Origin of the sequence: Thermus sediminis (assembly GCF_003426945.1) — a bacterium.
GTDB lineage: Bacteria > Deinococcota > Deinococci > Deinococcales > Thermaceae > Thermus > Thermus sediminis.
The window spans coordinates 573732-594458 of record NZ_QURO01000004.1 but is presented as its reverse complement, the minus strand read 5'-3'; the positions used below and the strand labels follow the sequence as shown (position 1 = coordinate 594458).

Genomic DNA, 20727 nt, shown 5'->3' with positions numbered 1-20727 from the left:
CTGGGGCCATGCGCACCCTGAGCCTTGCCCTTTCGGTTATCGCGCTTCTGCTCTTGTTTCCGGCTCTTTTGCCCCTCCTGGGCTGGCTCAACTGGCTGGTGCTACCCCTGGCCCTCCTGGGAGCGGGGCTTGGGGTGATTTTTGGGGAGGAGCGGGCCTTTAGGCTAGGGCTTCTGGTCCTGGTGGTCTCTGCCCTCAGGCTTTTCCTAGGGGGCGGCCTCCTCTAGCCAACCGCGGAGGACCCCCAGGTTCCAGGCGTCCTCCTCGGGGCTCCTCGGGGTTTCCAGGATGAAGACCCGGCCCTCGAGCCTGGGGTCCAGGAGGACCCCCTTGAGGCCTTCCCCGATCTGGCCCTTGAGGAGGTGGGCGTGGTGGTCTACGCGGCTTCCCAGGCCCCCCACAGAGTCGTTGAGATGGACCACGGGGACCCGGTCCAGCCCCACCGCTCGGTCCAGGGCGGAGAGGACCCCTCTCGGGTCCCCCTTCACGTCGTACCCGGCGGCGAAGGCGTGGCAGGTGTCTAGGCAGGCCTGCAAGGGGGTGTCCTGGAGGAGCCAGGCCAGCTCCTCAAAGCGGCTTCCCGCCTTCTCCCCGCCTCCGGCGGTGTTCTCCAGGAGGAGGGTGGGCCTCCCCTTGGCCCCGGCCAGGCGGAGGGCCCTTAGGGCCCCCTCCTTGATCCTCCTGGGGTCCCCGGAGCCGGGGTGGACCACCACGTACTCCACGCCCAGGAGGGCGGCCTTTCCCAGGTCGTCCGCCAGGCTCATCACGCTCTTTTCCCAAAGTTCCCCCTCCGCTCCTAGGTTCACCAGGTAGGAGGCGTGGATCGCCGCGGGCATCCCCCCCGCCATCTCCTTGAGGGCGCGGAAGGCCTCCACCTCGCCTGGGGAGAGGGACCTGGCCCTCCAGCCCCGGGGGCTTTTGGCGAAGATCTGGAGGGCGGTGAGGCCCAGGGCCAGGGCCTCCTCGAGGGCCCCCGCCACCCCCTTCTTGCCGGCGATGGATAGGTGAAACCCGTAGCGGACGCTCATTCCAAGACCTCTAGGTGCACCCAGGTGGCGGAGAGGGCCCCGATGGCCTTGGCGGCGGCGTAGGAGAGGTCAATGATGTACCTCCCCCCAAAGGGACCTCGGTCATTGATGCGCACCACCACGCTCCGGCCGTTTTTGGGGTTGGTGACCCGCACCCGGGTGCCGAAGGGGAGGCTGGGGTGGGCGGCGGTGAGGGCGTTTTGATCGTAGACCTCGCCGCTGGCCGTCCTCCTGCCGTGGAAGCCGGGGCCGTACCAGACGGCGAGGCCTTCCTGGAGGAAGCGCCTTTCCGGAGGCGCCCCCTGCCCCACCCTCAGGACCTGGCCCGGGTAGATGCGCTCCGAGGTGAGGCCGTTTAAGCGCATGAGCTCCGCCACGCTGAGGCCGTGGGCCCTGGCGATGCGGTAGAGGGTGTCCCCCCTTTTCACCGTGTAGCTTTGGCCCAGGCTGAGGGCCAGAAGGAAGGGGATCAGGGCCAGAAGGCGCATCATACCATTTCTTCCTGTTTCCTTCGCTCTGCCAGCTTAGAAAAGCCTCCCGGGAACCTTCCGCCGGGGCCCCCATGCTGGCGCAAGCCAGCATGGGGTGGCATCAAACCTCCAGGTAGCCCCGGGGGAAGCGGGAGAGGAGCTCTATCCCGTCCTCGGTGAGGAGGACCAGCTCTTCTACCCTCACGCCGCCCACCCCGGGCAGGTAGACCCCGGGCTCTACCGTGACCACCATGCCGGGCTCCAGGACCTCCTCCGCGTAGGGGGAGAGGCTTGGCCCCTCGTGCACGGAAAGGCCCACCCCGTGGCCCAGGGAGTGGACGAAGTGGCGGTCCAGGCCATGGCGCCCCAGCGCCTCCCGGGCCAGGGCGTCCACCTCCTTGCCCGTCCTCCCCGGCCGCAGGTTTTCCAGGGCCACCTCGAGGGCGGCCTGGACCGCCTCGTACACCCGGCGCATCTCGGAAGAGGCCTTCCCCAGGGCGAAGGTGCGGGTCATGTCCGAGTGGTACCCCGCCACCTTGGCCCCCAGGTCCAAGGTGACCATCTCCCCCGCCACAAGCCGCTTCTCCGAGGCCCTGGCGTGGGGCAGGGCCCCCCTCACCCCCGAGGCCACGATGGGGGGGAAGGCCACGCCCTCGGCCCCCCCCTTGCGCAGGAAGAACTCCACCTCCAGGGCCACTTCCCGCTCCTCCACCCCGGGCCGGAGGAGGCCCAGGGCGTGCTCCAGGGCCTTCTCCGCCAGGGCCTGGGCCTTGCGGATCCGCTCCACCTCCTCCGGGGTCTTCCTGAGGCGGAGGCGCTCGATGACCCCCTTGGTGGGCACCCACTCCACCGGGGCCATCTCCCGGAGGCGCTCCAGGGCGGCGTAGGGGAGGTGTTCCGCCTCAAAGCCCACCCGGCCCCTCAGGTCCTTGAGGAGGGCCTCCCGCTCCTCCCGCCTCAGGACCTTGGCGGGGATCCCGCTTTCCCGCTCCGCCTCGGGGTAGCGGGGGTCGGTGAGGAGGAAGGCCCCTTCCCCGGTGAGGAGGACCTGGGCGTCCTCCGGGTGGGGGAAGCCGGAGAGGTAGCGCACGTTCTCCGGGCGGGTCACGTAGAGGGCGTCTAGCCCCAGGGTTTCTAGAAGGGCTTGCAGCTCCTGCACGGGAGGCACTATACCCCTAGCCCCAGCCCCCGGTAAAGCGCGTCCACGGAGAGGGCTGCGGGAGGGCAGGGAAGGGGGGCCTCCCCTGTTAGCCTAGGGGCTTGGGGGCGGCCTCAGCCGGGGATGGCTTCCGCCTTCTCCAGGGCGAAGCGGGCCTTCCCCTCCTCGTCCTCCACCCCGGTCTCGTAGCCCTCCAGGGGGCCTTCGGCGAACTCCACGGCCAGGACCTCCCCGGCGATCCACTCCCCGTGCCGCTTCAGGGCCTCCAGGTAGGCCCCTTCCGCCCCGTAGCGCACGCGGATGCGGTCCGAGACCCTGAGGCCCATGCCCTTTCTGGCCTCCTGCAGGAGGCGGATCAGGTCCCGGGCCAGGCCCTCCAGCCTTAGGTCCTCCGTGACCCGCACCTCCAGGGCGGCCACGTACCCGTCCTTCTCCAGGGCCTGGTACCCCTCGGGGGCCTGGGCCTCGAGGAGCACCTCCTCCGGGGAGAGGTGGAGGGTCTCCCCCCCCACCTCCAGGTCCACGCCCTCGCCCCTGAGGACGGCGGCCGCCACCCGCTCCCGCTCCCTTTCTAGGGCCTCGCGGATCTGGGGAACCCGCTTCCCGTACTTCTTTCCCAGGAGCTTGAGGTTGGGGAGGACCCGGTAGGAGAGGACCTCCTCCCCGGGCTCTAGGACCCGCACCTCCTTGACGTTGAGCTCCTCGGCGATCTCGGGGGCGAAGTGGCGAAGGCCCTCCCGTTCCAAGGCGGTGGGGGCGGTGACCAGGAGAAGGGGGAGGGGGGTTCGGGTCTTGACCCCGCTTCGGGCCCGGGCCGCGCGGGCCAGGTCCACCACCCGGAGGACCGCCCGCATCTTGGCTACCAGCGCCTCGTCCAAGAGGGCGGGGTCCACCCCCGGCCAGTCGGCGAGGTGGACGCTCTCCGGGGCCCCCTCGTCTACGCTTCGCACCAGGTTCTGCCAGAGGGCCTCGGCCAGGTAGGGGGTGAAGGGGGCGGAGAGCTTGGCGATGAGGACCAGGGCCTCGTAGAGGGTGGCGTAGGCCGACTCCCGGTCCCAGGGGTCCTCGTTCTTCCAGTAGCGCCGCCTGCCCCGGCGCACGTACCACTGGGAGAGGTCCTCCACCACGAAGTCCCTTAGGGCCCGGCTAGAGGTGGTGGGGTCGTAGGCCTCGAGGGCCTCCGTCACCTTCTGGATGAGGTCCTGCATGCGGGCGAGGAGCCAGCGGTCCAGCTCGGGCCGCTCCTTGGCCGGGGGTGGGGCCTTCAGGTTGGGGCGGTCCAGGTTGGCGTAGGTCACAAAGAAGCTGTAGACGTTCCAAAGGGTGAGGAAGTAGTCCCGCACCGCCTCCCGCACCAGGTTGGGGCCGAAGCGGCGGTCCGCCTCCGGAGGGGCGGAGATGTAGATGTACCACCTCAGGGCATCCGCCCCAAACTCCCGCAGGATGTCCCAGGGGTCCACCACGTTCCCCTTGGACTTGGACATCTTCTGCCCCTTCTCGTCCAGGATGAGGCCGTGGCAGATGACGTTCTTGAAGGCGACGGAGCCGAAGAGCATGACCCCGAGCTGGTGCAGGGAGTGGAACCAGCCCCGGGTCTGGTCGATCCCCTCGGCGATGAAGTCGGCGGGGAAGGCCTCCCGGAACTCCTCCCCGTTCTCAAAGGGGTAGTGGACCGAGGCGAAAGGCATGGCCCCGGAGTCGTACCAGACGTCAATGACGTAGGGCACCCGGCGCATGGTGCCCCCGCAGGCGCACCCTAGCTCCACCCCGTCCACGTGGGGGCGGTGGGGGTCAAAGGGCTCGGGGAGGGGGGTCTTGGCCTGGGCCTTAAGCTCCGCGAAGCTCCCTATGGCCTCCTCCTTGCCGCAGGACTCGCAGACCCAGATGGGGAGGGGCGTGCCCCAGTAGCGGTTGCGGCTTAGGGCCCAGTCCACCAGGTTCCTGAGCCACTCCCCGTAGCGCCCCTCCTGAATGTGGGGGGGGACCCAGTGGATCTCCCGGTTTTTCTGGATAAGCTCCTCCTTGAAGGCGGTGCTCCGGATGAACCAGGTCTCCGTGGCGTAGTACATGAGGGGGGTGGCGCACCGCCAGCAGTGGGGGTAGCTGTGGAGGTAGCTCTCCTCCTTGAAGAGGAGGCCCCGGGCCCGGAGGTCCTTGAGGATGGCCCGGTTGGCCTCGCGGAGGGGGAGGCCTTGGAAGGGGGCCACCCGCACCCTCCCCTCCTCGTCCACGGTCTTGAGGAGGGGGAGGCCGTAGGCCTTGGCCGTCTCCAGGTCCTCGGCGCCGAAGGCGGGGGCCTGGTGGACGATGCCCGTGCCGTCCTCCCGGCTCACGTACTCCGCTAAGACCGTGACGTAGCCCCGCTCCACCTCCTGGGGGTAGGGGGGGTCGTAGGGGAGGCCCTCGAGGGCCTTCCCGGGGAAGGTCTTGAGAACCGGGGTTTCCTCGCCGAGGAGCCTTTTCCCCAGGCCCTCCTCCAGGATCAGGGCCTCCCCGTCTAGGGCGAAGGCGGCGTAGGTGAACTCCGGGTGGACCGCCGCCGCCACGTTCCCGGGCAGGGTCCAGGGGGTGGTGGTCCAGATGAGGAGGCTGGCCTGCTCGAGGCCTAGGCTCTGGGGTTCCTTTAGCCGAAAGCGCACGTGGACCGAGGGGTCGTGGATCTCCTTGTAGCCCAGGGCGAGCTCGTGGGAGGAAAGGGGGGTGCCGCACCGGGGGCAGTAGGGCACCACCTTGTGGTCCCGGTAGAGGAGGCCCCGGTCAAAGAGGTTCTTCAGGCTCCACCAGATGCTCTCAATGTAGGTGGGGTCTAGGGTGGCGTAGGCGTCCTCCAGGTCCACCCAGTAGGCGAGGCGCTCGGTGAAGGCCTCCCACTCCTTTTCGTAGGTGAAGACGGACTCCCGGCAGGCCTGGTTGAAGCGCCCGATGCCGTAGGCCTCGATCTCCCGCTTGCTCCCCAGGCCTAGGCCCTTTTCCACCTCCAGCTCCACGGGAAGCCCGTGGGTGTCCCAGCCTGCCCGCCTGGGGACGTAGTAGCCCTGCATGGTCTTGAAGCGGGGGAAGAGGTCCTTGTAGCTCCGGGCCTGGGCGTGGCCCACGTGGGGCAGGCCGTTGGCCGTGGGCGGCCCCTCGTAGATGGTGTACCGGGGGCCCCCCTTGCGCCTCTCCACGCTCTTTTGGAAGATCCGCTCCCGCTTCCAGAAGGCCAGAACTTCTTCTTCCAGCTTGGGAAAGTCCGGCTCGCCGACCTCCTTGAACATCCCTCACCTCCTAGCAAAACGCCCGCGCCCTATGGGCGCGGACGAAAGCCACCGGGACTTCCGCGGTACCACCGCGCTTCCTGGGTTGATCCAGGCCCTCGTTTTGGCGCTATTACGGGCGCCGCCCGGCGGGCATTACTCGGGGAACCCCCTTTCCTCCCGCGGCTCCGGGGTGATCTTCCCACCTGCCCTCACCGCCGGGCTCCCACCCTCCCCAGCTCGCTTTGGGCTCTTGGGCAGGGGTACTCGCCCCATCCTCGCCTTTACAGGCCGCCTGCTCTAGGGTAAAATCCCCCTTTGGCGGCTAAGGCCATCCTAGCAGCCCCTCCCCTCCCTTGACAACGCCCCTCCTCGGTCTGCTAGACTGGCACCAAGCCGGTCCCCTTTCCCTTGAAAAGGAGAGCAGCATGGAGCTTTACCTGGACACCGCCAACTTGGAGGAGATACGGGAGATCGCCCTTTGGGGCGTCCTCTCCGGGGCGACCACCAACCCCACCCTGGTGGCCAAGGAGTTTGCCGCCAGAGGAGAGAGGCTCACCTGGGATGGCCTGCGCTCCCACCTGGCGACCCTTTGCGAGCTGGTGGGTGGGCCGGTCTCTGCGGAGGTGACGGCCCTCGAGGCCGAGGCCATGGTGGCGGAGGGGAGGCGGCTTGCTGCCATCCACCCCCAGATCGTGGTCAAGCTCCCCACCACCGAGGAGGGCCTAAGGGCCTGCAAGCGTCTTTCCGCCGAGGGGATCAAGGTCAACATGACCCTCATCTTCTCCGCCAACCAGGCCCTTCTCGCGGCCCGGGCAGGGGCAGCCTATCTGAGCCCCTTCTTGGGCCGGGTGGACGACATCTCCTGGGACGGGGGGGAGCTTCTACGGGAGATCGTGGAGATCAGGGAGGTCCAGGACCTCCCTGTCCGGGTCATCGCCGCCTCCATCCGCCACCCCCGCCACGTCACCGAGGCCGCCCTCCTGGGGGCGGACATCGCCACCATGCCCTATGGCGTCTTCAAGGCCCTCCTCAAGCACCCCCTCACGGACCTCGGTCTCAAGCGCTTTATGGAGGACTGGGATAAGGTCAAGCCATGAAGAAGCGAGTGGAAACCCCCGAGATGGCCCTTTCCTACCAGGAACTCTCCGCCAAGATCCTCCCCGAGCTCCACCTCCTGGCCCAGGAAGTGGGCATTGAGAACTACAAGCGCATGAAGAAGGACCAGCTGATCATGGCCCTCCTGGAGAGGCAGACCCAGGGGGAGGGCCTCAGGCTGGTCAAGGGCTACCTGGAGATCAGTCCCGATGGCTATGGCTTCCTCACGGAGAACCTGTACAACCTCGAGTCCCGGGTGGCCATCGTCTCCGCTGGCCTCATCCGCCAGTACGCCCTGAGGAGCGGGGACTACCTCGTGGGCCGGGTCCGGCCCCCTAGGGAGAACGAGCGCTTCGGGACCCTCATCAAGGTGGAGGCGGTGAACGACCTGGACCCCGAGGCCGCCAGGAACCGCCCCCGCTTTGACGAGCTCATCCCCCAGTTCCCCGATCGGCAGATCCGGCTGGAAACCGTCCCTGAGGAGCTCTCCACCCGGGTCATTGACCTCCTGGCCCCCATCGGCCGGGGGCAGAGGGGGCTCATTGTGGCCCCCCCCAAGGCGGGCAAGACCACCCTCCTCAAGAAGATCGCCAACGCCGTCCTCAAAAACGAGCCCGACATCAAGGTCATCGTCCTCCTCATCGACGAGCGGCCCGAAGAGGTCACGGACTTCCGGGAAAGCGTGGGGGGAGCGGAGGTCATCGCCAGCACCTTTGACGAGCCCCCCCAGAACCACATCCGCGTGGCGGAGTTCGTCCATGAGAGGGCCAAGCGCATCGTGGAGGAGGGAGGGCACGTGATGATCCTCCTGGACTCCATCACCCGCCTGGCCCGGGCCAACAACCTGGTGACCCCGCCCACGGGGCGCACCCTCTCGGGGGGTCTGGACTCCGCCGCCCTCTACTTCCCCAAGCGCTTCCTGGGGGCGGCCCGGAACATCCGGGGCGGGGGGAGCCTCACCATCCTGGCCACCGCCCTGGTGGAGACGGGAAGCCGCATGGACGATGTGATCTTTGAGGAGTTCAAGGGGACGGGCAACATGGAGCTCCACCTCTCCCGCCGTCTGGAGGAGCGCCGCATCTTCCCCGCCATAGACATCCTGAAGTCCGGCACCAGGCGGGAGGAGCTCCTCCTTGGCGAGGAGGTGGTCCACAAGATGTGGCTCCTCCGCAAGGTCCTGGCGGACATGGACCCCGCCGAGGCTATGGAGATGCTCCTCTCCCGTCTGGCCCGCACCAAGAGCAACAAGGAGTTCCTGGCGGCCCTGGCGGCCCGCTAAGTGCTCGGACTTTGGTTTCGCAACATGGGATAGCCAAGTCGGAGCTAGGGGAGGGCTTTTGAGGGCCCCCACCGCAGCGAAAGCCGCGGTGGGGCACTTAGGCCTTCGCCCCTTGCCCCTTGGCCCCGGGGGGTTGGTATAATCCCCCCGGGTTAGGTTTTTGGAGGTGACCTTTGCGGGGGATTTTGGGAGCCTTGTGCCTATTTTGCGCCCTGCCTGCCTTGGCTAAACTGCCCATCCTTAGCCCCCTACCCCTCCCAGAGGCCACGGTGGAGGTGGGGGGAGCGCCGAGGAAGGGCTGGGTGCTCTACACGGTGCGCCCCGGGGACACCCTAGCGGGGATCGCCGCCCGTTACCGGGTGGACCCCAGGCACATCATGTGGTCCAGCGGCCTCAAAAACGACCGCTTGCAGGTGGGCCAGGAGGTTCGCATCCCCCTGGTGGCGGTGGAGGAGAGGGAACCCCGGGTCCCCCCGGGGGTGGAGGTGTACCGGGTGCGGCCTGGGGACACCCTGGCCTCCCTGGCCCAGCGCTTTGGGCTTTCCATCCTGGACTTGGTCTCTGCCAACCCTTCCCTGGAGAGCCTGGACCGCCTGGTGGCGGGAAGCCTGCTCTACATTCCCAGGGGAACCAGGGGGCTCCTGGTGGCTCTTCCGGAAGGGGAGACCCTGGTTTCCCTCTCCCAGCGCTTCGGCCTCTCCCCGGTAGCCGTGGCCCGGTCCAACGGCATCCAGGACCCCACGGAGCTTAGGGCAGGGGACCTGGTCCTCCTCCCCGGCATAGAGGCCAGGACCACCTACCAGCGCCTTCGCGCCCAGCAGGAGGCGGAGAGAAGGGCCCGCCTCGAGGCCGAGCGCCGCCGTCAGGAGGAGCTCAGGCGCTTGGCGGAGCAGAGGCGTAGGCAGGAGGCGGCCAGGCAGGCCCAGCTTCGCCAGGCCCAGGCCCGCCAGACCCCGGGGTCTGAGGTGCGCCGGGTGAGCTACCAGGAAGGGGGAATGCGCTGGCCTCTCGCCAGCTTCCGCATCACCACGTATTACGGCCAACGAGGGGTCTTCCAGCGCTACCACACAGGGATAGACCTGGCCGCCCCCCATGGTACCCCCATCATGGCCGCCAAGAGCGGACAGGTGCGAGTGGCGGGGTGGAGTTCGGTTGGCTACGGCTTCCACGTGGTCCTGGACCACGGGGGGGGCCTGGAGACCCTCTACGCCCACATGAGCCGGATCACCGTCCGCCCGGGCCAGTGGGTGGAAGGGGGCCAGGTGATCGGCCACGTGGGGTCCACCGGCTGGTCCACGGGGCCCCACCTGCACTTTGAGGTGCGGGTGAACGGGACGCCCAGGAACCCTTTGGCCTACCTGCCCTGAGGGTTTGTGTTCCCCTACCCTTGACCCTTCGAGGCCTAAGCTGGAGGATAGGGGGCGGAATGGAGAAGGGCACCTTCCAGATCAAGACCGGTTTCGCCGAGATGTTCAAGGGCGGGGTGATCATGGACGTGACCACCCCGGAGCAGGCCGTCATCGCCGAGGAGGCGGGGGCGGTGGCGGTGATGGCCCTGGAGAGGGTCCCCGCCGATATCCGCGCCCAGGGGGGCGTGGCCCGCATGTCCGACCCCAAGGTCATCAAGGAGATCATGGCGGCGGTGTCCATCCCTGTCATGGCCAAGGTGCGCATTGGCCACTTCGTGGAGGCCATGGTCCTTGAGGCCATCGGGGTGGACTTCATCGACGAGTCCGAGGTCCTGACCCCCGCCGACGAGGAGCACCACATCGACAAGTGGAAGTTCAAGGTGCCCTTCGTCTGCGGGGCCCGGGACCTGGGGGAGGCCCTGAGGCGCATCGCCGAAGGAGCGGCCATGATCCGCACCAAAGGGGAGGCGGGCACGGGCAACGTGGTGGAGGCCGTGCGCCACGCCCGCGCCATGTGGAAGGGGATCCGCTACGTCCAGTCCCTACGGGAGGACGAGCTTTTGGCCTACGCCAAGGGGATCGGGGCCCCCCTGGAGCTGGTGCGTTGGGTGCATCAGCACGGCCGCCTTCCCGTGGTGAACTTCGCCGCTGGCGGCATCGCCACGCCTGCGGATGCGGCCCTCATGATGCACTTGGGCATGGACGGGGTCTTTGTGGGCTCAGGGATTTTCAAGTCCGGGGACCCCAAGAAAAGGGCCCGGGCCATCGTGCGGGCGGTGACCCACTACAACGACCCCGAGGTCCTGGCCGAGGTCTCCGAGGACCTGGGGGAACCCATGGTGGGCATCAACCTGGACGTCCTCAGGGAAGAGGAGCGGCTTGCCAAGCGGGGCTGGTAGGGCGGTCTGCGGGGTGTACGAGATCCACCCGGAAAGGGTGGAACGGGCTAGGGCGGCCCTTCCGGAGGAAGGGATCCTGAAGAAGGCGGCCCACCTCCTCAAGGCCCTTTCGGACCCCACCCGCATACGCCTCCTCCTGGCCCTGAAGGGGGCGGGGGAGCTTTGCGTCTGCGACCTGGCCCTCCTCGCCGGGGTTTCGGTCTCGGGGGTGAGCCACCAGCTCCGCCTCCTCCGGGCCGCCCGCCTGGTGGCCTTCCGCCGGGAGGGGAAGCAGGCCTACTACCGCATCGCCGATGCCCACGTGGAGGCCCTCCTGGAGGGGGTCCTGGCCCACGCCACCGAAGACGTTTGAATAACCACTCAAACGATGCCACCATGAGGGCATGGAGCCCCTCTCCAGGGTGTACCGGGTGGAGGGCATGGACTGCCCGGACTGCGCCCGCCACGTGGAGGAAACAGCCAAGGGCCTCCCTGGAGTGGAGGCCGCTCGGGCCAGCTTCGCCAGCGGGAAGCTCTTCTTGGTGGTCAAGGATCCCAGGGCGGAAAGGGAGCTGGAAAAGGCCCTGAAGCCCATGGGTTACCGCCTCCGGGCGATAGGGGTGGGGGCACGGGGGCTCCCCGGGCCCTGGTCCTGGGCCCTCCTGGTGGGGGGGCTTTGCCTTTTGGCCCTAGTCCTGCCGCCCGTGGGGGCCTACGGGTACTCCTTGGCGGCCCTCCTGGGGCTCTTCCCCTTGGCCCGGCGGGCGTTGGCCGGCTTCCGCCGGAACCCCTTCAGCATGCAGGCCCTGGTCACCCTGGCCACCCTCGGGGCCCTCCTCATCGGGGCCGAAGCCGAGGGGGCGGCGGTGGTCTTCCTCTTCCTCCTGGGGGAGGTTCTGGAGGCCTACAGCGTGGACCGCTCCCGCAAGGCCCTCTTCGCCCTGGGAAGCCTTCTACCCCAGCGGGCCCTAAGGCTGGAGGGAGGAGGACTGAGGGAGGTTCCCCTGGGGTTTTTGAGCCCAGGGGACTGGGTGCGGGTGCCTTGGGGCGAGAGGGTCCCCGCGGACGGGGTGGTCCTGGAGGGAGAGGCGGAAGTGGAGGAGGCCCCCTTCACCGGGGAGCCCCTGCCGCGGAGGCGGGGGGTGGGGGAGAGGGTCTACGGGGGAAGCCTGGTGGTGGCGGGTAGCCTCGTTGTGGAGGTGGAAAGGTTGCCTCTGGAGGGCTTCCTGGCCCAGGTGGAGCGCCTCACCGAGGAGGCCCTCTTGCGCAAGTCCCGGATGGAGAGGCTGGTGGATGCCTTCAGCCGCCGCTACACCCCCGCCATCCTCCTCCTCGCCCTCTTTTGGGGTGGGGTCCTGCCCCTATTCCTCGGGGACTTCCCCCGCCACCTCTATCAGGCCCTGACCCTCCTCCTCATCGCCTGCCCCTGCGCCCTGGTGGTCTCGGTACCCGCCGCCGTGGCCGCAGGGGTGGCCCGGGGGGCCAGACTGGGCCTCCTCTTCAAGGGCGGGGGGTCCCTGGAGCGGCTTGGCGGGGTGCGCCACCTGGCCTTGGACAAGACGGGGACCCTCACCCTGGGGGAGCCTAGGCTGGTGCGGGTGGAGCCTCTTGGGGTCTCCGAGACCGAGGCCCTGGCCCTGGCGGCGGCGGTGGAGGCTGGGGCCAGCCACCCTCTGGCCCGGGCGGTGCGGGAAAGGGCCCAGGGGCTCCTTCTCCCCGAGGCCCGGGAGCACCGGGTGGTTCCGGCTGTGGGGGCCTTTGCCCAGGTGGGGGGGGAGGAGGTGGCGGTTGTGCGCCCCTCGCCCCTGAACTCACCTCAGGAGCTGGCGGCCCGGGTGGCGGTCCTGGAGGCCGAGGGGAAGGCTTTGACCCTGCTGATCCAGGGGGGAAAGCCCCTGGCCCTCCTGGCCTTCGCCGACCTCCCCAGGCCCGAGGCCAGGGAGGTCCTAGAGGAGGTGCGGTCCCTTGGTCTGAAGCCCCTCCTCCTTACCGGGGACGCCGAGGCCCCTGCCCTAGTCCTGGGGCAGGCCTTGGGCCTTTCCCCTCTTGGGCCTTTCCCCTTGGGAGGTGAAGGCCCGCCTTACCCCCGAGGCCAAGCTGGAGCTGGTGGCGGCCTTGGACCGGAAGGGGGGTGTGGCCATGGTGGGGGATGGGGTCAACGACGCCCCCGCTTTGGCCCGGGCCACGGTGGGCCTGGCGGTCCTAGGGGGTACCGAGGTGGCCTTGAAGGCCGCAGACGCCGGGATCTTGGGCCTCAAGGCCCTTCCCCGGGGTATCCGCCTGAGCCGCCTGGTGCGCAGGGCGGTGGCGCAGAACATCGCTCTGGCCTTGGGCCTGAAGCTTTTGGTCCTGCTCACCACCCTTAACGGCCTGACGGGGCTTTGGGCGGCGGTCCTGGCGGACAACGGCGCGCTCCTTCTGGTGACCCTGAACAGCCTCCGCCTCCTTTGGGCCCGGCTTTAGGTCTCGCAGGGGGTGAGGCGAAGAGGCGCTTCCCCTTGGCCCAGGGTCTTCCTGAGCGGGTTAGAGGAAGCTTTGTGGCCCAGGCCCATGTTTTGTATAATTTCCATCCGCTATAATTTTATCTGGACCGATAGGGTCCAAAGGAGGTATGCGATGAAGAAGGTTTTGGCGCTTCTTGCTGTGTTGGCGATGGGAGCGATGGCCCTAGCCCAGGGGGCCATGGTGCGCGTGGCCCACCTCTCCCCCGACGCCCCGGCGGTGGATGTCCTGGTGAACGGGCAGCGGGCCATCACGGGCCTCGCCTTCAAGCAGGTGACGCCCTACATCTCTCTCCCTGCAACCAGGGTGCGGGTCCAGGTGGTGCCCGCAGGGCAGGACGCCCCGGTGGTCATAGACGCCGAGCTAGACCTCCGCGAAGGGGTCTACTACACGGTGGCCGCCACCGGTTTCCTGGCCAACATCCGACCCCAGGTCTACACGGACACCCTGGCGGGCTTCTTCCCCCGGGCTGGCTTTGCCCGCGTCCGCGTGGTCCACACCTCCCCCGATGCCCCTGCCGTGGACGTGGCCGTGAGGGGAGGACCGGTCCTTTTTGCCAACCTTCCCTTCCCCCGGGCCAGCACCTACCTCTCCGTGCCCGCGGGGAGCTATGACCTCGAGGTCCGGGCAGCGGGGACTACCACCGTGGCCCTCTCCCTTCCCGGGGTGAACCTGGAAAGCGGCAAGATCTACACGGTCTTTGCCGTGGGAAGCCTCGGTGCGGGCACGCTCTCCGTGGTGACCGTGGTGGACGCTACCGTCTTGGGTGGCACCCAGTAGCCTTGCCCCTTTTCTTCCCCTCCTCGCCTGCCCTCGCTGCGGGGAGGGGCCTTTTTTGGGGGAAGGGACCCTTTGCCCCCGTTGCCCTGCGCGCTACCCCTGGCGCGGGGGCTTTCTGGACCTGAGGGCCCACTGGGAAAGGCCCCACCTGCGCCTGGTCAATGCCCTTCCCCCCGTGGCCTGGCTCTACGACCTCTGGCGGGTGCGCTCCACGGCCCTCCTATCCGGGGGCCGGCTCACCCTGGCCGAAGAACTTGCGCGCCTTCGCGCCTGGCTCCTCCCCGCCGGACCCCCCTTCCTGGACGTGGGCACGGGGACGGGGATTTATCGGGAGGCCCTGGGGGAGAAGGCCCTGGGACTGGACCCTTCCCCCGCCTTCCTGCGGGTGGCCAGGAGGAAGCGGCCCGGGGCCTACCTCCTTGGGCACGGGGAGAAGCTTCCCTTCCGTGACGGAGCCTTTGGCGGCCTGGCGATCGGACCCACCTGGAACGAGTTCCAGGACCCCCGTAGGGCGGCCTCCGAGGCCAAGCGGGTCCTGCGGCCAGGAGGGAGGCTTTTTGGCCTCCTCCTCTTGGGGCCTGGGCCTAGCCTAGGCCTATGGCGGCCTGGGGAGGGGGAGATCCAGGCCCTCTTGGAGGGGGTGGGTTTCCGGGCCCGGCTAGAGCGGTACGGGCAGCTTGGCCTCATCCTGGCCGAGGTAGGATGAGGGGGAAAGGGGGGCGGAATGCGCACGGGTTTTAGAAGCGTCGAGCGGGGCCTGGAAGCGGGGTTTCCCATGAGGCTCTACCACAAGGCCAAGCGCCTTTTCTGGGACCCGGCTGCCCTGGACTTCACCCGCGACCGGGAGGCCTTCCAGGCCTTGGACCCCCGGGCCCAGGACCTTCTCCTAAGGCTGACCAGCCTCTTCCTGGGCGGGGAGGAGGCGGTGACACTGGACCTCCTCCCCCTGGTGCGGGCGGTGGCCGGGGAGGGGAGGCTAGAGGAGGAGATGTACCTCACCACCTTCCTCCTGGAGGAGGCTAAGCACGTGGAGTTCTTCGCCCGCTTCCTGGAGGAGGTGGCGGGGGCCAAGGGGGGGCTTGCCCACTACCACGGGCCCCACTACCGCCGCATCTTCCATGAGCTCCTCCCTGAGGCCATGGGCCGCCTGGAGGTGGACAGGAGTCCTAAGGCCCAGGTGGAGGCAGCCCTCACCTACAACGTGGTGGTGGAGGGGGTGCTAGCGGAGACGGGCTACCAGGGCTTTTTCCGGGCGGTGGACCGCCTCCGGGCGCAGGGGCTGGACCTCCCGGCCACCCTGGAAGGGGTGGCCCATATCCAACGGGACGAGAGCCGGCACATGGCCTACGGCCTTTTCCTCATCGCCCGCCACCTGGGGGAGGACCCGGGGCTTTGGCCTGCGGTGGAGGCCCGGCTGAACCTCCTTTTGCCGGAGGCTTTGGGGGTGGTGCAGGAGCTCTTCGCCGCCTACACCGAGGGGATGCCCCTGGAGGTTTCTGCGGAAGAGTTCCTGGCCTACGCCATGGGCCAGTTCGCCGGCCGGATGCGGGTTCTGGAAAGGGCCAGGAGCCTGGGGGCCGGGGCCTTGGAGGGGCTTGTGGGGTAGGCCCTAGTCCTGGGGGGGCCTCGCCTTCAGCCTGGGACCATGCGCCCCTTGGCTTTATTGCTGCTTTTGGCCTCGGCCCTGGCCCAGGAGTACCGGGCCCTTCCCGGGGCGGACACGGGTTTTGCCCCTCTGGACCGGAGCTACGCCCTGGTCTACTCAGCGGAAAGACCCAGGGCGGTTCTCCTCTTTGTGCCCGGGCTCCTTGGTGGGGCCGGCAACTTCGTCCTCCTGGCCGAGCATCTGAAGGCCTTGGATCCTTCCCTCGAGGTCTGGGCCTGGGACCGGCGGGCCAACGGCCTCGAGGACCGCCGGGGCTTTCTCAAGGAAGACCCCTTGGCCTACTACCAGGCCCTGGAGGAGCCCGACCTGAGCCCCCTAAGGGCCTGGGGCCTGGAGGTGCACCTAAGGGACCTGGACCTGGCGGTGGAAGAGGCCAGGAAGCGGGGCCCGGTGGTCCTCCTGGGCCACTCCCTTGGGGCCTCCCTGGCCACGCTTTACGCCTGGCTCCACGGGGAGAAGCTTGGGGGCCTCGTCCTCCTGGACGGGAGCCTAGGGGTGGTCCAGGTCTCCCGGGAGGCCTTCCTGGAGGGGCAGGACACCCCCTTTGGCCGCCTTCCTGGCCTCAGGGCCCTCCTCTCCGGGGAGGCGAGCCCCGTTTTCGGGGGCTTCCTCACCCCCAAGGACCTGGCCCTGGCGGAGGCCGAGGCCTACCTCGCTGCCCGCCGCCCCGAGGAGCCCGTCCCTTTCGGCCCCTACCGGGCCACCCGGGAGGCCCGGGCCCTCCTCCGGGTGGACGACCACTACAGCCTCTTCCCCGTCTTTAGCGTGAGCGTGGGCCGGGCCTGGGCCCGGGAGGGCCTAAGCCTCCTGGGCCTCCTCCAGGGGCAGCTCGTCCTCACCGTCCGGGGGCCCAGGGACGGGCTCATCCGCTGGCGGGACACCAGGGAGGCCACGGACCCAAGGGCCTTCCTCCGGGCCTTCGCCCGGCCCGAGACGGGCTTTTCCGAGTGGTACTTCCCCTACCGGCTCCTCCTGGAGATCGCCGGCCACCCCTACGCCCTTCCGGACCTGAGGCCCAGGCCCCTGCCCTACCCGGTCCTGGCCCTGGGGGCGGGGAGGGGGCTTATCCCCGAGGCCCGGGGCTTCCGCCTGGAGGAGGCCTTTCCCGGAACCCCCGCCGAGGTCCGCATCCTCCCCGGCCTCACCCACCTGGACCTCCTCACGGAGCGGGAGGGGCGGACGGCTGGGGAGGTTTGGGAGTATCTGCGGAGGCAGGGGTTCTAGGAGCTTCCCGTAGGAGGAAAGAGGCTAGGAAGCCCATAAGGGCAGCGAAGAAGGCCAGGCGCCACCCGTCCAGCACCCCGGCCCCCAGGGTGTTCTGCAGAAGGGTCTGGACGAAGGCGGGGGCCTCGGCCAGGTTGCCCGTTCCTCCCGAGAAGCCCACAGGCCCTCCAGCGGTGAGGCTTGCTAGCTCCTGGCTTTTCCTGGAGAGGAGCACCCCGGAGACCGTTATGCCGGCCGCAGCCCCCAGGCTCCGGGTAAGGGAGACCAGGCTGGACACCTGGCCCTGGCTCCCCTCGGGAGCGAGGCCCAAGGCCAGGTAGGATAGAGGCCCCTGGACCAAGCCAAGCCCCGTTCCTAGAAGGAAGAGCCCCAGGAGAAGGAGAGGGAGGGTGCTCGCCAGGTAGGCCATGAGGAAGAGGCCCAAAGCTGTGAGGGCCATGCCCAGGACCACGAGGCGCTTCCCGCCCACGCGGCCCACCATGGCTCCGGCGAAGCCGCTCATCCCGCCCAGGGCCAAGGCCAGGGCGTTCAGGATGGCCCCTGAGGCGAAGGGGGAGAGGAAGAAGGCTACCTGGGCGTACAGGGGAGCGAAGACGATGCCGCCGAGAAGGGCGTAGCCCACCAAAGTGGACACCAGCCAGAGGGGCAAGAAGGGTGGGGAGAGGGCCAGGCGCACGTCCAGAAGGGGAGCTGGGTGGCGGGACTCGTAGAGGATAAGGAGGAGAGCGGACACTCCGGAGAGGAGGAAAAGCCCCCCGATCCTGGGAGAGAAAAAGCCCAGCTCCGTGAGCCGCTCCAGCCCTTGGATGCCCATCACCAGGCTTCCGAAGGTGAGGGCCACCAGAACTCCTCCTACCAGGTCCAAAAGGGCCTTTCCCTGGGATTTGGGCAAGGGGGAGCCCAAGAGGAGGAGGACCCCGATCAGACCTATGGGCACGTTGATCCAAAAGACCCAGTGCCAGGAGGCCCGCTCCACGATGAAACCGCCCAGGTTGGGGCCCAGCACGTTCCCCAGGGCGAAGACCCCCAGGATCTGGCCCAGGTAAGCTCCCCGCTTTTCCTGGCCCACCGTGGCCCCCACGATGGCCTGGGCTACGGGGAAGAGTCCCCCCGCTCCCACCGCCTGGATCACCCGGGCCAGGACGAGGGTTTCCAGGCTGGAGGATAGGGCCGCCAGGGCGCTGCCCCCGGCGAAGAGGGCCATGGAAGTGCCGTAGATGCGCCCATAGCCCCAAAGATCGGAAAGCCGTCCCAGGATGGGAACGGCCACAGCGTAGAAGACAGAGTAGATGGAGAAGGCTAGGGTTACCCGGTCCACGCCCGTGCCCAAGTCCTCGGCGATGGCAGGGAGAGCGGGAGCCAGGATGGCGTTGTCCAAGGCGCCCATGAAGACGCCCAAGAGGAGGGCCAGGAGAAGGCGGCCGCTCATGGCTTCACCTCAAAGAGGCTGGGGGCGGGAGGGGTGGGGTCCAGCCTAAGGTATTCCACGGTGGAGAGGACCTTTCCAGAAGGGGAAAGCACCTGGTAGCGGAAGGGGAGGTGCCCCTTGGGGTTGAGGGTGACCCGCCAGGCGGCGGGTTGGCGCTCGTCTTTGGGAGGCGTCTTTTTGGCTAGGGTGAAGGTCCAAAGCCCTCCCTCCTCCTGGACTTCCCGGAGGAGGTAGTCCTTGCGCAGGGCCTTGGGGTCGGTGAAGAGGAGTTGCATGGGGTCCTCCGGGGTAGCGCCGGCGGGGGAGGTCTGCCAGCCCCCTTTGGGTCCCTTGCTCCAGAGTTTCTCCCCGTCGGAGATGAGGGCGCTCCCCTTCAGGTACTCGGGGCCTTCCAGCCAGTCTATGCGCACCTTGGGGCGCAGGTAGGCCACCTGGTAGACCACCGGGCCCTGGCGGGCCTGGGCCAGGTAGCCCTGCACCTTGCCGTGGGCCTCCAGGGCTTGCCATACCTCTTCCGGCGACAGCGCCCAGGTGAAACCCAAAGCCAGCATCAGCATGAATGTGTGGATTTTCTTCATTTTTCTTCCATCCCCCTTGCGAACACCCGGACACCCTCCTTCAGAAGCTCCTCCGCCCGGTAGCCGCCCACGTGCTTCTCCAGCATGTAGGCCCCGTGGACGATGGAAGCGAAGAGGGCGGCCAGCCTACGCCCCCTTTTTGGATCTACGCGGGAAAAGAAGCTTTCCAGGAAGGTTAGCTCCTGGCGCATGGCTTCCTGGGCCAGGCTTCGGGCTTCCTCCTCCCCGCCCCGGCCTCCGTGGGCGCTGGCCAAGGCGGCCAGGGGTTCCACCCCCTCCTGGTAGGCGAGGGCGTAGCGCAGAAGGCGCTCCTCCAGAGGGCCTTCCCCTTCCAGGGCCCGGCGGGCCTCTGCCTGGGAGGCCTCGAGGAGGGCCAAAAGAAGCTCCCGCTTGTTGCGGAAGTGGTGGTAGAAGGCCCCCTTCGTAAGGCCCAGCTCGGCCGCCAGTTCATCTAGGCGGGTGGCCGCATAGCCCCTTTCGGCAAAAGCCTTGCGGGCGGCCTGGAGGATCCGGGCCCGGGTGTCCATACCTACTAGTAGGTATGGACCGTGGCCGGTGTGGTGTGCACTAGGTTACATTTCCTCAGGCCCAAGCCCCAGGCTCTCCAGGGCCAGGCGGGCCGCCCTGAGGCCGGAGAGGGCCGCTGCGGGGACGCTCTGCCCGGGAAAGACCCCTTCCCCCACCCGGTAGACGTTGGCGAGGAGGCGGACCCGGGGGAAGCGGAAGGGGTGGGTCTGGGGGTAGCCCCCCACCCAGGCCCTTCCGGCGAAGCGGCGGTAGGTGAGGGGGGTGGCGAAGAGGAGGAACTCCGCCTCCCCTAGCCCCGGGAGGAGGGCCTCCCCCAGGCGGAGGGCGAGGCGCCCCCAGCGGGCCTTTTGGGCGAGGTAGTCCTCCCGGGAAAGCCCTTCCCAGAGGGAGAGGGGGGTGTGGAGGCTCAGGCTGAAGACCGTTTTCTCCCCTTCGGGCCTTAAGGAGAGGAAGGCGAAGGGCTTCTCCAGGGCGTTCTGCCGGTAGTAGGGGGGAGGGACGGGGAGGGGCAGGACCCCGTGGACGGCGAAGGCGCCCCAGGCGTCCCTGGGCACCCGGGGGGAAAGGCCGAGGAGGGGTTCTGGGGGGATGTTCAGGACGAAGAGGTCGGCCTCCACCACCTCCCTTTCCCCCCGCCTCCTCCCCCCGTAGGCCACCTCCACCCCTATCGCCCGCCCCCCCTTCAGGAGAAGCCTCTCCGCCCGGGCCTTGTAGCGGACCTCGAGGCCCTCCGCCAGGGCCTCGGCCACCCGGCCCACCCCCCCCGGGACGAGGGCTGGGCCCAGGTGGGGCAGGTCCAGGGCCATGGCGGCGTAGAGGGCGTAGGTCCTGGCCGCTTCTGTCTGGCTTGCGATGAGGAGCTGGGCGTCCAGGAAGCGGAGGAAATGGGGGTCCTGGGGGGCCCGGTGGACCCCCTTCAGGAAGAGATCGGGAAGGAGGGGAAGAAGCTCGGGAAGCAGGGCCAGGAGCTGGGGAAGTTCTCCCCCTTCCGGGGGCCAGGGGAGGCGGGGGGCGAGGGCTTTAAGCCTCTCTGCCCGCTCCGCCTGCCACCGCCAGAAGGGGAGGACCCGGGGGCCGAAGAAGTCCCTCTGGGCCTCCTGCTCCCTCTCCCGCCCCACGGGGCGCACCACCCGCCCCCGGGGGAGGAGGACCTCCATGAGGGGGAAGCCCTCGGGGAGGGGCTCCACGGGAAAGCGCATCCCCAGGGCCCGGGCCACGAGACCCAGGGGGGCCTCCGGGGCGAAGCCCGAGAGGAGGGTGGCCCCGGCGTCCAGGCGGTGGCCCCGGTGGAGGAAGCTCCCCGCCAAGCCCCCGGGGTAGGTGTGGGCCTCGAGGACCACCACCTCCACCCCCGCCCGCCCCAGGGCCCTGGCGGCCACGAGCCCCCCGATCCCTGCCCCCACCACCACCGCCCGCATGGGCGTAGGCTACCGGGAAGGCCCAAGGGGGATTTGGTCCTGGGC

At 68.8% G+C, this 20727-nt stretch carries 18 protein-coding genes and 1 pseudogene; 11 read left to right on the top strand and 8 right to left on the bottom strand.

Annotated features, from left to right (window positions below; translation table 11 throughout):
* The first annotated feature begins 8 nt into the window (after positions 1 to 8).
* Positions 9 to 227 carry a hypothetical protein gene (locus tag ATI37_RS03740; protein WP_117237173.1) on the top strand — a complete coding sequence of 73 codons (219 nt, stop codon included), beginning with the start codon at positions 9 to 11 and terminating at the stop codon, positions 225 to 227.
* Here ATI37_RS03740 and nfo read toward each other — a convergent pair.
* The 4 genes from nfo to ileS form a co-directional block, all read right to left on the bottom strand.
* A complete protein-coding gene (nfo, locus tag ATI37_RS03735; RefSeq protein WP_117237172.1) occupies positions 207 to 1028 on the bottom strand; it encodes an endonuclease IV in 822 nt (273 codons plus the stop codon). The two genes, ATI37_RS03740 and nfo, sit on opposite strands and share 21 nt — an antisense overlap.
* Positions 1025 to 1516 carry a septal ring lytic transglycosylase RlpA family protein gene (locus ATI37_RS03730; protein ID WP_117238503.1) on the bottom strand — a complete coding sequence of 164 codons (492 nt, stop codon included), beginning with the start codon at positions 1514 to 1516 and terminating at the stop codon, positions 1025 to 1027. Before ATI37_RS03730 ends, nfo begins: the two co-directional genes overlap by 4 nt.
* 103 nt (positions 1517 to 1619) lie before the next feature.
* Positions 1620 to 2657 carry a M24 family metallopeptidase gene (locus tag ATI37_RS03725; RefSeq protein ID WP_117237171.1) on the bottom strand — a complete coding sequence of 346 codons (1038 nt, stop codon included), beginning with the start codon at positions 2655 to 2657 and terminating at the stop codon, positions 1620 to 1622.
* Positions 2658 to 2770: 113 nt separating this feature from the next.
* Positions 2771 to 5914 carry an isoleucine--tRNA ligase gene (ileS, locus tag ATI37_RS03720; RefSeq protein ID WP_117237170.1) on the bottom strand — a complete coding sequence of 1048 codons (3144 nt, stop codon included), beginning with the start codon at positions 5912 to 5914 and terminating at the stop codon, positions 2771 to 2773.
* 407 nt (positions 5915 to 6321) lie between these two features.
* Between ileS and fsa the strand changes: the two genes are divergently transcribed.
* From fsa to ATI37_RS03670, 10 genes and pseudogenes are all read left to right on the top strand, one after another.
* Positions 6322 to 6993: a fructose-6-phosphate aldolase gene (fsa, locus tag ATI37_RS03715; RefSeq protein ID WP_117237169.1), complete on the top strand. Its 672-nt coding sequence runs from the start codon at positions 6322 to 6324 to the stop codon at positions 6991 to 6993.
* Positions 6990 to 8270 (top strand): transcription termination factor Rho, encoded by a 1281-nt coding sequence (gene rho, locus ATI37_RS03710; protein ID WP_117237168.1) that lies wholly within the window; start codon positions 6990 to 6992, stop codon positions 8268 to 8270. Before fsa ends, rho begins: the two co-directional genes overlap by 4 nt.
* Positions 8271 to 8443: 173 nt before the next feature.
* Positions 8444 to 9637, top strand: coding sequence for a LysM peptidoglycan-binding domain-containing M23 family metallopeptidase (locus ATI37_RS03705; RefSeq protein ID WP_117237167.1), 1194 nt, complete (start codon positions 8444 to 8446; stop codon positions 9635 to 9637).
* A gap of 59 nt (positions 9638 to 9696) precedes the next feature.
* Entirely contained in the window at positions 9697 to 10578 is an 882-nt protein-coding gene (pdxS, locus tag ATI37_RS03700) for a pyridoxal 5'-phosphate synthase lyase subunit PdxS (protein WP_117237166.1), read from the top strand.
* Positions 10559 to 10930, top strand: coding sequence for an ArsR/SmtB family transcription factor (locus ATI37_RS03695; RefSeq protein WP_117237165.1), 372 nt, complete (start codon positions 10559 to 10561; stop codon positions 10928 to 10930). The genes pdxS and ATI37_RS03695 overlap by 20 nt, the downstream gene beginning before the upstream one ends.
* 31 nt (positions 10931 to 10961) lie before the next feature.
* Positions 10962 to 13020, top strand: a pseudogene (locus ATI37_RS03690) (heavy metal translocating P-type ATPase).
* A 153-nt stretch (positions 13021 to 13173) separates the two neighbouring features.
* On the top strand, positions 13174 to 13839 hold the full coding sequence (locus tag ATI37_RS03685) for a DUF4397 domain-containing protein (RefSeq protein ID WP_117237164.1): 666 nt from the start codon (positions 13174 to 13176) through the stop codon (positions 13837 to 13839).
* 55 nt (positions 13840 to 13894) lie between these two features.
* Positions 13895 to 14545, top strand: coding sequence for a class I SAM-dependent methyltransferase (locus tag ATI37_RS03680; protein ID WP_232822440.1), 651 nt, complete (start codon positions 13895 to 13897; stop codon positions 14543 to 14545).
* A gap of 18 nt (positions 14546 to 14563) precedes the next feature.
* Positions 14564 to 15445 (top strand): R2-like ligand-binding oxidase, encoded by an 882-nt coding sequence (locus ATI37_RS03675; protein ID WP_117237162.1) that lies wholly within the window; start codon positions 14564 to 14566, stop codon positions 15443 to 15445.
* A 39-nt stretch (positions 15446 to 15484) separates the two neighbouring features.
* A complete protein-coding gene (locus ATI37_RS03670; protein ID WP_117237161.1) occupies positions 15485 to 16729 on the top strand; it encodes an alpha/beta hydrolase in 1245 nt (414 codons plus the stop codon).
* Here ATI37_RS03670 and ATI37_RS03665 read toward each other — a convergent pair.
* The 4 genes from ATI37_RS03665 to ATI37_RS03650 are packed head-to-tail and all read right to left on the bottom strand — an operon-like array spanning position 16665 to position 20682.
* Entirely contained in the window at positions 16665 to 18158 is a 1494-nt protein-coding gene (locus tag ATI37_RS03665; protein WP_117237160.1) for an MFS transporter, read from the bottom strand. The two genes, ATI37_RS03670 and ATI37_RS03665, sit on opposite strands and share 65 nt — an antisense overlap.
* Positions 18155 to 18736 (bottom strand): LolA family protein, encoded by a 582-nt coding sequence (locus tag ATI37_RS03660; protein WP_157969076.1) that lies wholly within the window; start codon positions 18734 to 18736, stop codon positions 18155 to 18157. Before ATI37_RS03660 ends, ATI37_RS03665 begins: the two co-directional genes overlap by 4 nt.
* The gene (locus ATI37_RS03655; protein WP_117237158.1) at positions 18733 to 19263 is read right to left on the bottom strand and encodes a TetR/AcrR family transcriptional regulator; all 531 of its coding nucleotides are present in this window, start codon (positions 19261 to 19263) and stop codon (positions 18733 to 18735) included. The genes ATI37_RS03660 and ATI37_RS03655 overlap by 4 nt, the downstream gene beginning before the upstream one ends.
* A 45-nt stretch (positions 19264 to 19308) precedes the next feature.
* On the bottom strand, positions 19309 to 20682 hold the full coding sequence (locus ATI37_RS03650; protein WP_117237157.1) for a phytoene desaturase family protein: 1374 nt from the start codon (positions 20680 to 20682) through the stop codon (positions 19309 to 19311).
* Between the last annotated feature and the right edge of the window lie 45 nt (positions 20683 to 20727).

Bases quoted from the DNA above. Each gene is read 5' to 3' on its own strand.
- ATI37_RS03730 (WP_117238503.1), bottom strand. From the start codon at position 1,516: ATGCGCCTTCTGGCCCTGATCCCCTTCCTTCTGGCCCTCAGCCTGGGC.
- ATI37_RS03650 (WP_117237157.1), bottom strand. From the start codon at position 20,682: ATGCGGGCGGTGGTGGTGGGGGCAGGGATCGGGGGGCTCGTGGCCGCC.
- nfo (WP_117237172.1), bottom strand. From the start codon at position 1,028: ATGAGCGTCCGCTACGGGTTTCACCTATCCATCGCCGGCAAGAAGGGG.
- ATI37_RS03740 (WP_117237173.1), top strand. From the start codon at position 9: ATGCGCACCCTGAGCCTTGCCCTTTCGGTTATCGCGCTTCTGCTCTTG.
- fsa (WP_117237169.1), top strand. From the start codon at position 6,322: ATGGAGCTTTACCTGGACACCGCCAACTTGGAGGAGATACGGGAGATC.
- rho (WP_117237168.1), top strand. From the start codon at position 6,990: ATGAAGAAGCGAGTGGAAACCCCCGAGATGGCCCTTTCCTACCAGGAA.
- ATI37_RS03660 (WP_157969076.1), bottom strand. From the start codon at position 18,736: ATGAAGAAAATCCACACATTCATGCTGATGCTGGCTTTGGGTTTCACC.
- ATI37_RS03670 (WP_117237161.1), top strand. From the start codon at position 15,485: ATGCGCCCCTTGGCTTTATTGCTGCTTTTGGCCTCGGCCCTGGCCCAG.
- ileS (WP_117237170.1), bottom strand. From the start codon at position 5,914: ATGTTCAAGGAGGTCGGCGAGCCGGACTTTCCCAAGCTGGAAGAAGAA.
- ATI37_RS03655 (WP_117237158.1), bottom strand. From the start codon at position 19,263: ATGGACACCCGGGCCCGGATCCTCCAGGCCGCCCGCAAGGCTTTTGCC.
- ATI37_RS03665 (WP_117237160.1), bottom strand. From the start codon at position 18,158: ATGAGCGGCCGCCTTCTCCTGGCCCTCCTCTTGGGCGTCTTCATGGGC.
- ATI37_RS03675 (WP_117237162.1), top strand. From the start codon at position 14,564: ATGCGCACGGGTTTTAGAAGCGTCGAGCGGGGCCTGGAAGCGGGGTTT.
- ATI37_RS03685 (WP_117237164.1), top strand. From the start codon at position 13,174: ATGAAGAAGGTTTTGGCGCTTCTTGCTGTGTTGGCGATGGGAGCGATG.
- pdxS (WP_117237166.1), top strand. From the start codon at position 9,697: ATGGAGAAGGGCACCTTCCAGATCAAGACCGGTTTCGCCGAGATGTTC.